General features: G+C 63.9%; 3 protein-coding genes. All 3 read left to right on the forward strand.

All coding sequences use genetic code 11. The features are described from left to right. A partial coding sequence (locus tag BLQ55_RS21335) for a non-ribosomal peptide synthetase (protein ID WP_143011764.1) occupies window positions 1-11,925 on the forward strand: 11,925 nt, incomplete at its 5' end. A 78-nt stretch (window positions 11,926-12,003) separates the two neighbouring features. Then, window positions 12,004-13,155, forward strand: a complete 1,152-nt coding sequence (gene macA, locus BLQ55_RS21340; protein ID WP_092200562.1) for a macrolide transporter subunit MacA — start codon at window positions 12,004-12,006, stop codon at window positions 13,153-13,155. Window positions 13,156-13,157: 2 nt separating this feature from the next. Continuing rightward, window positions 13,158-15,119 (forward strand): MacB family efflux pump subunit, encoded by a 1,962-nt coding sequence (locus BLQ55_RS21345; protein WP_092256794.1) that lies wholly within the window; start codon window positions 13,158-13,160, stop codon window positions 15,117-15,119. The last annotated feature ends 28 nt before the right edge of the window (window positions 15,120-15,147 follow it).

Below are 15,147 nucleotides of genomic sequence, written 5' to 3' on the forward strand. Positions count from 1 at the left end.
CGCAACGACGACCAGGTGAAGATCCGTGGTTTCCGCATCGAACTGGGCGAGATCGAAGCCAAGCTCGCCCAACATGACGTCGTGAAAGAGGCGGTGGTGCTGGCCCGTGAAGACGTGCCGGGTGACAAGCGCCTGGTGGCTTATTTCACTCAATCCAACGTGGTGGATATCGAAACCCTGCGCAGCTACCTGCAAGGGCAATTGCCGGCCTACATGGTCCCGGTAGCCTACGTACACCTCGATGCCTTGCCCCTGACCCCCAACGGCAAGCTCGACCGCAAGGCCCTACCGGCCCCAGACCTGGATTCGGTCATCACCCGCGGCTACGAAGCCCCCCGAGGCGAAGTCGAAACGACCCTGGCGCAGATCTGGCAGGACCTGCTGGGCCTGCAACAGATCGGCCGTCACGACCAGTTCTTCGAATTGGGCGGCCATTCATTGCTGGCGATGCAACTGATCTCCCAGGTCCGTTTGCGCCTGGGCGTGGAGCTGAGCCTCACCGCTCTGTTCGCTCATCCCGGACTCATGGAACTGGCGCAGGCCGTGTCCCAGGCTGGGCGCAGCACATTGCCGGAGATCGTCAGGGCCTCCCGCGACGAACCCCTGCCGCTGTCGTTCGCCCAACAGCGCCTGTGGTTCCTGGCGCAGATGGAAGGGGCCAGCTCGGCCTACCACATGCCGGCCGGCCTGCGTCTGCGTGGCACTCTGGAGCGCGTCGCCCTGCAGCGGGCGCTGGATCGCATCGTTGCCCGTCATGAGGCGTTGCGGACGACTTTCGTCCAGGTCCAGGGCGAGGAGCCCCAGCAGTGTATCGCCGCGGCCGATAGCGGTTTTGCCTTACTGCAGCATGACTTTTCCGAGCGGATCGATGCCGAAACCGCAGTGCAAGCCCTGGCGGCGCGGGAAGCCGTCGACGCCTTCGACCTGGAGCACGGCCCGCTGATCCGTGGCCGGTTGATCCGCCTGGGTGACGAGGAGCATGTGTTGCTGGTGACCATGCACCACATCGTTTCGGATGCCTGGTCCATGGGTGTGTTGGTCAAGGAACTGGCAGCGCTCTACGAAGCGTTCCGGCATGACCTGGACGATCCGCTGCCGGCGCTGGCCGTGCAATACGGCGACTACGCCCTGTGGCAACGCCGCTGGCTGAGCGGCGACGTGTTGCAGGCCCAGAGCAGCTACTGGCGGCAAACCCTGGCCGATGCGCCGGCGCTGTTGATGCTGCCGACGGACCGGCCGCGCCCGGCGCAGCAGGACTACAGCGGGGCGGCGCTGCCCCTGGCGTTCGACACCGAGCTGACGGCCAATCTCAAAACCTTGAGCCAGCGTCACGGCGTCACCCTGTACATGACGTTGATGGCGGCTTGGGCGGCGTTGTTGAGTCGCCTTTGCGGGCAGGATGACGTGGTGATCGGTTCGCCGGTGGCCAACCGCACACGGTCGGAAGTCGAAGGGTTGATCGGCTTCTTCGTCAACACCCTGGCCGTGCGTATCGACGTTTCGGGCGCACCGACGGTCGAGGCCTTGCTGGCGCGGGTCAGGCATCAGACCCTGGGTGCCCAGGCGCATCAGGACCTGCCGTTCGAGCAGGTGGTGGAAGTGCTCAATCCGGTACGCAGCCTGTCCCACAGCCCGCTGTTCCAGGCCATGTTGTCCTGGCAGACCCTGGACAACAGCGAGCTGGTGTTGGGCGACCTGAAGCTCGAAAGCCTTGGTGTGGCGAGCAATATCGCCAAGTTCGACCTGTCCCTGGAACTCGGCGAGGCTCAGGGGCAGGTCTTCGGCGCCCTGGAATACGCCACGGCCTTGTTCGACGAGGCCACGGTGCAGCGTTACCTCGGTTATTTCGAGCGGGTGGTGCGTGCCATGGTGGCAAGTGACCAGACGCTGATCGAGCAGATCACCCTGGTGGACGACGCCGAACGCCAGCGTCTGCTGGTCGGGCTCAACGCGAACCAGGCACCGTACCCCCGTGAACAGACAATCCATCAACTCTTCGAGGCCCAGGTCGCGATTCGGCCGCAGGCCATTGCCGTGGTATTTGAAGGCGAACGCCTGAGCTACGCCGAACTGAATCGCCAGGCCAACCAATTGGCCCATCACCTGATCGGGCTGGGCATCCGTCCCGACGACCGCGTGGCGATCTGTGTCGAGCGCAGCGCCGAAATGCTGGTGGGCCTGTTGGCGGTACTCAAGGCCGGTGGCGGTTACGTGCCGCTGGACCCGGCGTATCCCGCCGAACGTTTGGCCTACATGATCGCCGACAGCACCCCGGTAGCGCTGTTGACCCAGCGCGCACTGCAAGACTGCCTGCCGCCACTGGCAGCGCCGGTGGTGCTGCTCGACTACGTCGAGCGAGTGCGCAGCGGCATTGCCGCGGGCCGCGACGACAACCCGGTGGTGGCGACCCTCGGCGTGCGCCATCTGGCCTACGTGATCTACACCTCGGGTTCGACCGGCGCGCCCAAGGGCGTGATGATCGAACACCGGGGCCTGGTCAACTACTGCGTAGACGCCGTGCGCCTGTTCGAGCTGACGCCGGCCGATACGGTGCTGCAGCAGAACACGTTGAACTTCGACCTCTCGGTGGAAGAGATTTTCCCGGCGCTGGTCGCCGGCGCCACCCTGGCGCCGACCCGCGCGCTGTTCGGCAGCGTCGAGTTGCAGCAGGACGCCGGGCTCCGGCCAACCTTCGTGCATTTGACCGCTGCGCATTGGCATTCCCTGGCGGCCGAATGGCACGGCACGCCGGCGCAGGCCGGCGATCATCTGCGCGATGTGCGCCTGGTCAACGTCACCGGTGACGCGCTGTCGATGCAAAAACTGCAGATGTGGGACGCGGTGCGCTCGGCCCATACCCGGCTGATCAACACCTATGGCCCGACCGAGGCGACCGTATCGTGCACCGCCGCCTACATGCACTACGACGCCGACGGCGCGGCCGGCAACGCCACCATCGGCACGCCGATGGCCAACACCCGTATCTACCTGCTCGACGGCCACCGCCAGCCGGTGCCGTTCGGAGTGGCGGGAGAGATCTACATCGGTGGCGACGGCGTGGCCCGGGGTTACCTGAACCTCGACGCGATCAATGCCGAACGCTTCCTCGTCGATCCATTCAGTGACCAGCCCGACGCCCGCATGTATAAGACCGGCGACCTGGCCCGCTATCGTCCGGACGGACGCATCGAATACCTGGGGCGCAATGACTTCCAGGTCAAGGTGCGGGGATTCCGTATCGAGCTGGGTGAAATCGAAACCAGGCTCAGCCACTGCGCCGGAGTCAAGGAAGCGGCGGTGATCGTGCGCGAGGACACGCCGGGGGACAAGCGCCTGGTGGCCTATGTCGTGCCGCACGGCGGTATCACCCTGAGCGCGGCTGCCTTGCGCTCGGAACTGTCGACCCTGCTGGCCGAGTACATGGTACCGAGTGCGTTCGTCAGCCTGGCTGCGCTGCCGCTGACGCCGAACCGCAAGCTCGACCGCCAGGCCCTGCCGGCGCCGGATGCCGAGGCCTTCGCCAGTCGTACGCATGTAGCACCGCAAGGGGCCACGGAAGTCGCCCTGGCGCAGATCTGGCAGGGCATGCTCAACATCGAAGCGGTGGGGCGTCACGACCACTTCTTCGAACTGGGCGGGCATTCGTTGCTGGTGATGCGCTTGATTGCCCAGGTGCGCGAGCAGTTGGGGGTGGAACTGAGCCTGAACGAGGTCTTTGCCCAACCCGAGCTGAGTGCGTTGGCCCAGGTGCTGGCCCGAGCGGCACGCAGCACCCGGCCAGACATCGTGCCGGTGTCCCGTGAGCAGGCATTACCGTTGTCGTTTGCCCAGCAACGCCTGTGGTTCCTCGCGCAGCTGGACAACGCCAGCGCGGCGTATCACATCCCCACCGGCTTGCGTCTGCGCGGTGTGCTGGACACCGCCGCCCTGGGCCTTGCCCTGGATCGCATCGTCGCCCGTCACGAAGCCTTGCGCACGACCTTTGTCCAGGGCCAGGAAGTGGAGCAATGCATTGCTCCGGCCGACATCGGTTTCGCCTTGCAACGGCATGACCTGTCCGCCCACCCGGATGCCGAGGCCGAGCTGTCGCGCATGGCAGGGGAGGAAGCACGGCAGGCGTTTGACCTGAGCCGTGGCCCACTGGCCCGTGGTCGCCTGGTGCACATGGGCGATGCTGACCATGTGTTGCTGGTGACCCTGCACCACATCGTCTCGGACGGCTGGTCCGCCGATGTACTGACCCGTGAATTGGGCGTGCTGTACGCGGCATTCAGCCAAGGCCAGGACGACCCGCTACCGGCCTTGCCGGTGCAATACGCCGACTACGCCGTCTGGCAGCGACGCTGGCTCACCGGAGAGGTGTTGAGCCGCCAGGAACGCTACTGGCAAGGCACCCTGGCCGGCGCACCGGCATTGCTGACCTTGCCGACGGACCGGCCACGGCCAGCCCAGCAGGATCATTCAGGCCACGCGGTGGGGATCGCCTTCGATGAAGCGCTGACCGAAGGCCTCAAGGCCTTGAGCCAACGCCATGGCGCCACGTTGTTCATGACGGTGATGGCCGCGTGGGCCGCGCTGCTGAGCCGGATGTCCGGGCAGGATGATGTCGTCATCGGCACACCGACGGCGAACCGCATGCAGGCGCAGGTCGAAGACCTGATCGGCTTGTTCGTCAACACCCTGGCGATACGCGTCGAGGTTTCGGCCGAACTGACCGTCGACGCCTTGCTGCAACGGGTCAAGGCCCAGACCCTGGGCGCCCAGGCGCATCAGGATTTGCCGTTTGAGCAGGTGGTGGAAGTGGTCCGGCCATTGCGCAGCCTGTCCCACAGCCCAGTGTTCCAGGCCATGCTGTCGTGGCAGAACAGCGAAGCCGGCGGGATGGAACTGTCCGACCTGTCATTGCAAGGGCTGGGGGTGACCAGCCGTACCGCCAAGTTCGATGTTTTGCTGGACATGGCCCTGATCGATGGTCGCCTGTTCGGTTCGCTGGAGTACGCCACGGCACTGTTCGACCAGGCCACGATGGAGCGCTACCTCGGCTACCTCGAATGTATCTTGCGCGCCATGGTTGCCGATGAGCAGGCGTTGGTGGCGCAGATCCCGCTGTTGGAGGACACAGAGCGCCAGCATCTGCTGGAAGCGTTCAATGCTACAGCCGTCGACTATCCGCGAGGCCTGACCCTGCATGGCCTGTTCGAGGCACAGGTGGCAGCGTCCGCGGAGGCCGTCGCCGTGGTGTTCGAAGAGCAGCAACTGAGCTACGCCCAACTGAACGGCCGCGCCAACCAGATCGCTTACCGGTTGCTTGCCCTGGGCATTCGTCCGGATGACCGCGTGGCGATCTGCGTGGACCGCAGTACGGACATGGTCGCGGCGCTGCTGGGCATTCTCAAGTCCGGCGCCGCCTACGTGCCGCTCGATCCGGATTACCCGGCCGACCGCCTGGCCTACATGCTGGAGAACAGTGCACCGACGGTGGTGCTCACCCAGCGCGCCTTGCAGGCGAGCCTGCCCGCGACCGCTGCCAGGGTGATGGTGCTCGAAGAGGAAGACTTCGCCACGCAGCCAACCGGAAATCCGCGGGTCTCGGGCCTGCATGCCAACCATTTGGCCTACGTCATCTACACCTCGGGTTCGACCGGCCTGCCCAAGGGCGTGATGAACGAGCATGGCGCGGTGGTCAATCGCCTGCTGTGGATGCAGGACGCCTACCCGCTGAGCGCCGCGGACGCGGTGCTGCAGAAGACCCCGTTCAGCTTCGACGTGTCGGTGTGGGAGTTCTTCTGGCCGCTGTTCACCGGCGCCCGGCTGGTGATGGCGCGTCCGGGTGGGCATCGCGACCCGGCGTACCTGCGTGAAGCCATCCAGCGGCACGGCATCACCACGCTGCACTTCGTGCCGTCGATGCTGGACGTGTTCCTGGCCCATGGCGAAGCTGGCGAGTGCGAGGGGTTGCGTCAGGTGATGTGCAGCGGCGAAGCGTTGCCGGGGCATCTGGTGCGGCGCTTCAAGGGGCGACTGCCACGGACGGCATTGCACAACCTGTACGGCCCTACCGAAGCGGCCGTCGACGTGACGGCGTGGGACTGTTCCGGTGCCGACACACCGGACAGCACGCCGATCGGCAAGCCCATCGCCAATACCCGGATCTACTTGCTCGACGCTCATGGTCAACCGGTGCCCATGGGCGTGGCTGGGGAGATCTACATTGGTGGCGTCCAGGTGGCGCGGGGTTATCTGCACCGTCCGGAACTGACGGCCGAGCGTTTCCTCGATGACCCGTTCAGTACCCGGCCGAATGCACGGATGTACCGCACCGGCGACCTGGGTCGCTACCTGCCGGACGGCAACATCGACTACTTAGGGCGTAACGACGATCAGGTGAAGATCCGTGGGTTCCGTATCGAACTTGGCGAGATCGAAGCCAAGCTTGCCCGGCACGAGGCGATCAAGGAAAGCGTGGTGCTGGCTCGCGAAGACGTGCCGGGGTCCAAGCGGCTGGTGGCGTATTTCACCGTGCACGGTGACGAGCACCGCGTCGAGATCGAAACCCTGCGTGGCCAGTTGCTAGCGCAACTGCCGGAATACATGGTGCCGGCAGCCTATGTGCAGCTTGAGGCATTGCCGTTGACCCCCAACGGCAAGCTGGATCGCAAGGCGTTGCCGGCGCCGGACCTGGCGTCGGTGATTACCCGTGAGTACGAAGCGCCGCAGGGCGCTGTGGAAACGACACTGGCGCAACTGTGGGCCGAGTTGCTCAAGGTCGAAAAGGTGGGGCGTCATGACCACTTCTTCGAATTGGGCGGGCACTCGTTGTTGGCGGTCACGTTGATCGAACGCATGCGCCAGGCCGGCTTGAGCGCCGATGTGCGCGTGCTGTTCGGCCAGCCGACCCTGGCCGCGTTGGCGGCAGCCGTGGGCGGCACGACGGAAATCGTGGTGCCGGACAACGGCATCGTGCCGGGTTGTGAGCGGATCACCCCGCAGATGTTGCCGCTTGCCGACCTGACGCAGCAGGAAGTCGACGCCATCGTCGCCTGGGTGCCCGGTGGCGTGAGCAATGTCCAGGACATCTACGCCCTGGCGCCATTGCAGGAAGGGATTCTGTATCACCACCTGGTTTCGTCGCAGGGCGATCTCTATGTGCAGCAGGCCATGTTCAACCTAGAGGACCGTGCCCGGCTGGATGCGTTCGTGAGCGCGCTGCAAGGCGTGATCGACCGCCACGATATCCTGCGCACGGCTGTGCTTTGGGAGGGCTTGCGCGAGCCGGTGCAGGTGGTGCTGCGGGAAGCGCCACTGGCGGTGCAGACCTGTACGGTCGAGCCGGGCGAGGACGTGGTGACGCAGCTTCGTGAGCGTTTCGACCCTCGGCACTCTCGGCTCGATGTGCGCCAGGCGCCCATGATGCGGCTTGCCTGTGCCTATGACGACGAGCACCAGCGCTGGGTCGCGCTGCTGCTGTTTCATCACATTGCACTCGATCACACCGCGCTGGAGGTGATCCAGCACGATATGCAAGCGTACTTGCTCGGGCAGCAGGCACAGTTGGGCGATGCCGTGCCGTATCGCAACTACGTGGCCCAGGCGCGGCTTGGCGTGACGCAAAGCGCCCACGAGGCGTTCTTCAGGGACATGCTCCAGGATATCCAGGAGCCGACCCTGCCATTCGGTCTGCAGGACGTGCAGGGCGACAGCCATGTCATCGAACAGGCCCGGTTGGGTGTGGACGACAGTTTGAATCGTCGTCTGCGGACACAATCGCGACTGCTTGGCGTCAGCGCGGCGAGCCTGCATCACCTGGCCTGGGCGCGGGTGGTGGGCGCCGTGTCCGGGCGCGAAGACGTGGTGTTCGGTACCGTACTGATGGGCCGGATGCAGGGCGGTGAGGGGGCCGATCGGGCGCTAGGGTTGTTCATCAACACCTTGCCGCTGCGGGTTGACGTCGGCGTCGACGGGGCCAGGGCAGGCGTCAAGGCAACGCATGCGCGTCTCACCGCTCTGCTGGGACACGAACATGCGTCGCTGGCACTGGCACAGCGTTGCAGCGGTGTCGCTACGTCGACGCCGTTGTTCAGTGCACTGCTGAACTATCGGCACACCGCAACGCAGGTCACCGAGGAGGCCCAGTCGGCCTGGAACGGGATCGAGGGGCTCGGCGGCGAGGAGTGGAGCAACTACCCACTGTCGCTGAACATCGACGACCTCGGCGAGGCCTTTGTGCTGACCGCCCTGGCGGAGTCGCGCATCGGGGCAGAACGCATCTGCGGCTACATGCACATGGCGCTGGAAAGCCTGGTCGATGCGCTTGAGCGCAGGCCCGAGGTGCCCTTGCGTGAGCTGGCGATATTGCCAGCGGCGGAACGCCGGCAACTGCTGGTCGACTTCAATGCGACCGACACGGTCTATCCCCGCGAAGAGACGGTCCACGGCTTGTTCGAAGCCCAGGTCAGGGCCCGGCCTGACGCGATTGCACTCCAGCATGGGGCGCGGCAACTCACCTACCGGGAGCTGCACGAGCGAGCCAATCACCTGGCGCATTGCTTGCTTGAACGAGGCGTCCAGCCAGGGGCTCGAGTCGCAATCATGCTGAACCGTTCGTTCGAGCTCATCATCAGCGAACTGGCGATCCTCAAGTGCGCCGCCGTCTATGTACCGCTGGACCACCATGCGCCCGAGGAGCGGCAGCGTTTCATGTTGCAAGACAGCGCCGCGGTGCTGGTATTGACGACCCGTGACAGGGCCTTGCCGGAGGACGTGCCGCGACTGGACCTGGACACACTGCAATTGATCCAGGCTGCACAGCCGGCGGTATTCCCCGGTCAAACCAGCGATACGCCGGCGTACATCATGTACACCTCGGGCTCCACGGGCCACCCGAAAGGGGTGATCGTGCCGCACCTGGCCATAGGCCGATTGGCGATCAATAACGGCTACGCGGATTTCGGTGTACAGGATCGCGTGGCGTTCGCCTCGAACCCGGCGTTCGACGCCAGTACGATGGAAGTGTGGGGGGCATTGCTCAACGGCGGGCGCGTTGTGATCATTGATCACGAGACGTTGCTCAGCCCGACGCAATTCGCCCAGGCGCTGACAGAGGCCGAGGTGTCGGTGCTGTTCGTCACCACCGCCATGTTCAATCAATACCTGGTCTTGATCCCGGATGCTCTGGCAGGCTTGCGGATCCTGCTGTGCGGTGGCGAGCGCGGTGATCCGGCTTCCTTCCGGCGGCTGTTGGCCCATGCTCCTTCGCTGCGGCTGGTGCATTGCTACGGTCCCACCGAGACCACCACCTTTGCGACGACCCATGTGGTCACTGCCGTGCCACATGGCGCAACGAGTGTTCCGATCGGCCGTCCCATTGCCAACACCCGGGTGTATATCCTCGATGCCGCGCGCCAACCGGTACCTGTGGGTGTCGCGGGAGAGATCCATATCGGGGGTGTCGGGGTGGCCCTTGGTTACCTGAACCGGCCGGACCTGACCGAGGAACGCTTCATTGCCGATCCGTTCAGCGATTCGGGCAGCGCGCGCCTGTACCGCAGTGGCGATCTCGGCCGCTGGCTGCCCGACGGCACCATCGAATACCTGGATCGCAATGACGGTCAGGTCAAAATACGTGGCTTCCGTATTGAGCTCGGTGAGATCGAGGCCCGCTTGCACGAGTGCCATGGGGTGCGCGAGGCCCTGGTAGTAGCGCGTGAAGACAGTCCGGGCGACAAGTGCCTGATCGCGTATTACACCGAGCACGAGAACGGTGGGGACCTCGATGCGGACGTCCTGCGCGCCCAACTGCGCTCCGTGCTGCCGGAATACATGATCCCGGCGGCCTATGTGAAATTGACGTCGTTGCCGCTGACACTGAACGGCAAGGTCAACACCGGGGCGTTGCCGGTGCCGGAAATGCACGCTTATGGGAGCCAGGGCTACGAGGCGCCGCAAGGCGACCTGGAAGTCGCGCTGGCAGGCTTGTGGGCCGACGTCCTGAAGCTGGAGCAGATCGGTCGTCACGACAACTTCTTTGAGCTGGGCGGTCATTCACTGCTGGCGATCCGGCTGGTCGGATTGTTGGCACAGGCCAACCTGACCGTCTCGCTGGCCGAGCTGTTCCAGCACGAAAGCGTCGCGTCGATGGCATCGATGCTGCAGGCCCGCACCGAGGATGCCCAGGTCAAGGAGGCCGTCGTACCGGTGCGCACCACCGGCCAGCAGAATCCGCTGTTCCTGGTGCATGAGTTCAGTGGCCTGGACCTGTACTTCCCGATGCTGGGCAAGCACATCGATCCGGATATCCCGGTGTATGGCCTGCCTGCCGTCGAATGGGGTGAGCCGCAGCTGCAAACGATGGAGTGCATGGCTTCGCGCCTGGTGGGGATCATTCGTTCGGTACAACCCAAAGGGCCTTATCGCCTGGCCGGCTGGTCGTTCGGTGGTGTGCTGGCCTACGAGACCGCGATCCAGCTGATCGGCCTGGACGAGGAGGTCGAGTTCGTCGGTCTCATCGACAGCTATCTGCCTCGGCTGGTGGATCAGGGCCGGTCGCGCTGGGCATTGGACGAAGCCCACAAGCTGCATCTGCTGGACCGCTGCGATGTTTTCTGGAGGGCTGCGTTGCCTGGCGAAGAAGTACTTGCAGCGATCCTGGAGAGTCTGGCCGATCTGCAAGGACAATTGGATCGATTCGATTTCACAGGCCTGGTGCAGCATTGCCGCGACGAGGCGGTGCTGCCTGCCGAGCTGGCCGTCTATAGCGCGGAGCAGCTCTGGCAGTACCTCGATCGCGAAGTGGCCCATGGTCATGCGTTGGCCCATTACACGGTGTATCCGATTTCCGTACCGGTGCATCTGCTGGTGGCCGAAGAACGCAAGGACGACGCGCCCGAGCACTCCGGCTACCTGGGTTGGGACGCTGTCCTGCCCACGTCCAAGTTGCATTGCGTCAAGGTTCCGGGTAACCACCAGAGCATGATGCAAATGCCCCATGTCAAGGCATTGGGCCAGGCCATCACTGCTGCACTCCACACCGCCGCATCGCGTCCGGCCCCCTCGCCGAAGAGCGGTTACCAGCCGCTGCTGACGATCCAGGGCGGGCGTGCCGATCGGGCGCCGATCTTCTGCGTGCCGGGAGCAGGCGACAGCGTGACCGGTTTTATCGGCTTGACCGATGCCTTTGGTCCTGACTGGCCTATCCATGGGCTGCAGCACCGCGGGCTGGACGGCAGCACAGAGCCTTTCAGCCTCGTGGAGACGGCCGCCCAGGCGTACCTCGACGCGATCGACAAGGTCCAACCGGAGGGGCCGGTGCATCTGCTCGGCCATTCCTTCGGCGGCTGGATCGTGTTCGAGATGGCGGCCCGCCTGCATGCCCGGGGTCGCAAGGTGGCTTCGTTGACGCTGATCGACAGTGAGTCGCCGGGCGGCAACGGCGTGGTGGGCAAGCCCTATACCGCGACCGGGGTGCTGAATCGGCTGATCGAGGCGATGCAGTTGGCTTCCGGCAAGTCGTTGGGGATCGATGCCACGGTCTTCGGTGCCCAGGACGATACCGCGCAGATGCGTTTGCTGCATGCGGGCATGGTACGGGCCGGCATGCTGCCGCAGCGTTCGGCGGTGGATTCGATGCGCGGTCCGGCGCGGGCCTTCGGTACGGCCCTGCGCACGGTTTATCAACCGCAACATCGCTACACCGGGCCGGTGCGCTTGGTGCTGGCCAATGATCCAACCCTGGACACGGCCGGTAACAAACGCGAACAGGAACAAATGATCGAAGGATGGCGCAAGCATATCCCCGATCTCAGTATCTGGTACGGTCCGGGCAACCACTTCACGATCCTCAAGGCCCCTCACGTACACAACCTGGCAGCCTGGTGGCAGGACGGCCTTCCCATGCTCGACGAGGAGGCCGCCAGTGATTACGTATGACTGTCTCTCCTTGACGCGCATCCATGGAGCCCGGCGCCACGTTGGCCGGGTCTGAAATCAACGCACTCATGGTTATTTATGGAAAAGTCGAAGTTTCGCAAAATCGCTATCGTGCTCGTACTGGTCGTGGTGGCCGGTCTGATTTTCTACAGCGCGCAATCGCCGGGCAAACCGCCGGAGTACCTGACCGCCATGGTCGAGCGCACGGACATCGAGAACGCGGTGCTGGCGTCCGGCACGCTGCAGGGGGTCAAGCAGGTCGATGTCGGCGCCCAGGTGTCGGGCCAACTGAAATCGCTCAAGGTGAAATTGGGCGACAAGGTCCAGAAGGGCCAGTGGCTGGCGGAAATCGATCCGATGCTGGCGCAGAACTCCCTGCGCCAGGCCCTGGTCAACGAAGAGAACCTGGTGGCCAAGCGGCAGGCCACGGCGGCGCAACTCAAGGACGCCAAGGCCACCTACGATCGCTACAGGAAACTGCAGCCGGACGACGCGATTTCCAAACAGGAGTATGAGACCGCCGAGTCCAACTACAGGGTGGAAGAGGCGAACCTGCTCTCCCTCAACGCACAGATCAAGGACGCCCGCATCCAAGTGGAAACCGCTCGCGTCAACCTGGCCTATACCCACATCGTCGCGCCGATCGATGGCTATGTGGTGGGGATCGTCACGCAGGAAGGCCAGACCGTGATCGCCGAACAACTGGCGCCGGTCCTGCTCAAGCTCGCCGACCTGGACACCATGACGGTCAAGGCGCAGGTGTCGGAAGCCGACGTGATTCACATCGTGCCTGGCCAAGAGGTGTATTTCACCATCCTGGGGGAGTCGGAAAAGCGTTACTACGCCAAGCTGCGCGGCACTGAGCCGGCGCCACAGAACTTCCTCGAAACCCAGAACGCCGGGACGCCGAAGCAGAACACCGCGGTGTTCTACAACAGCCTTTTCGACGTGCCGAACCCCGATCACCGCCTGCGCATTTCAATGACGGCCCAGGTTCGTATTGTCCTGGACAAGGCCAAGGACGTGTTGACGGTTCCCGTCGCTGCCCTGGGTGCGAAAAACCAGGATGGCAGCTACGTGGTCCGGGTGCTGGATGCCGAAGGCAAGGCTCAGCCGCGTAACGTGCGCATGGGCATCAACAACAATGTCAGGGCCGAGATCAAGGATGGCCTGGCCGAAGGCGACAAGGTCGTCATCGGCGAGCCAATCCCGGCCGTGGCGGGAGCCTGACCATGACCCGACCATTGCTGGAACTCAAGGGCATCACCCGCAGCTTCTTGGCTGGCGAAAAAGCCTTCGTCGCCCTCAAGGACATCAACCTGACGATCAATGCCGGCGAGGTGGTCGCGATCACCGGGGCGTCCGGTTCCGGCAAGTCGACCTTGATGAACGTGCTCGGCTGCCTCGACCATCCGAGCGGCGGGAGCTACAAGGTGGACGGGCGCGAAACCGGTTCGATGAGCGACCAGGAACTGGCGGTGTTGCGTCGCGATCACTTCGGTTTCATTTTCCAGCGTTACCATTTGCTGCCGCACCTGAGCGCCTTGCATAACGTCGAGATGCCGGCGATTTATGCCGGCGCCGCCGAGTCGCAACGGCACAGTCGCGCCGGAGAGTTGTTGAAACGTTTGGGATTGGTGGGGCACTTGAGCAATCGGCCCAACCAGCTCTCGGGTGGTCAACAGCAACGGGTGAGTATCGCCAGGGCGCTGATGAACGGTGGCGACATCATTCTGGCGGATGAGCCCACCGGGGCGTTGGACACCACCAGCGGCAAGGAAGTGATGAAGATCCTGCTGGAACTCAACAGGGCGGGGCACACGGTCATCATCGTGACCCACGATGAGAAAGTGGCGGCCCACGCCCAGCGCATCATCGAGATCCGCGACGGCGAGATTGTCAGCGATCGGCCCAATCCGCAGCAACCGCTGGAGGATCAGGCGCCGCAAGGCACGCGTCCGGCCAAGGCCAAACCGACCAATGGTCTGATCGCCAGCTTCGGCCTGTTCAGCGAGGCGTTCAACATGGCCTGGGTGGCGCTGATCTCCCATCGCATGCGCACTCTGCTGACCATGTTGGGCATCATCATCGGCATCACCTCGGTGGTCTCGATCGTGGCCATCGGCGAAGGGGTCAAGCAGTATGTCCTGAAAGACATCCAGGCGATCGGCAGCAATACGATCGAGATCATGCCCGGGGCCGACTGGGGGGACAGTCGTTCGACGGCGATCGAAACCCTGGTGCTGTCCGACGTTACGGCCCTGAGTGATCAGTATTACATCGACAGCGCGACCCCCAACGTTGGCCGCAACCTGTTGTTGCGTTATGAAAATATCGACCTCAATGCGACCGTCAACGGTGTGAGCGAGAGCTATTTCCAGGTTCGCGGGATCAAGATCGGTTCCGGTGTCGCGTTCAGCAAGGACGATGCCCGGCGGCAGTCACAAGTGGTGGTGATCGACCATAATACCCGCCAGCGACTGTTCGGCCCGAACACCGACCCATTGGGCAAGGTGATTCTCATCGACAACCTGCCTTGCACGGTCATCGGCGTGACCGAAGACCGCAAAAGCGTGTTCAATACCAACAAAAACCTGAACATCTGGATGCCCTATGAAACGGCGGCCGGCCGGTTGCTGGGCCAGCGATTCCTGGACAGCGTCACGGTACGGATAAAGGACGGGCAACCGAGCAAAGTCGTGGAAGACAACGTTGTCAAGCTCCTGACCCAACGCCATGGCATCAAGGACTTCTTCACCTACAACCTCGACAGCGTGTTGCAGACAGTGCAAAAGACCAGCCAGTCCCTGGCGCTGCTGCTCTCGTTGATTGCGATCATCTCGCTGGTGGTGGGGGGCATCGGGGTGATGAACATCATGCTCGTCTCGGTGACCGAACGTACCCGTGAGATCGGTATCCGCATGGCTGTCGGTGCACGTCAGTCCGATATACGCCAGCAGTTCCTGGTGGAGGCGGTGATGGTGTGCCTGATGGGCGGCACGATTGGCATCGCCTTGTCGTTCGGGATCGGCTACGTCTTCTCGATCTTCGTCAAGGAATGGCAGATGGTGTTCTCGATGGGATCGATCGTCGCCGCTGTCGTCTGCTCGACCCTGATCGGCATCGTGTTCGGCTTCGTGCCCGCGCGTAATGCCGCGCGGCTCGATCCGATCAACGCATTGGCACGGGATTGATCCGGGCTACCCTGGCTTGAAGCCAGGT

The organism is Pseudomonas sp. NFACC13-1, from assembly GCF_900104425.1.
GTDB lineage: Bacteria > Pseudomonadota > Gammaproteobacteria > Pseudomonadales > Pseudomonadaceae > Aquipseudomonas > Aquipseudomonas fluorescens_AA.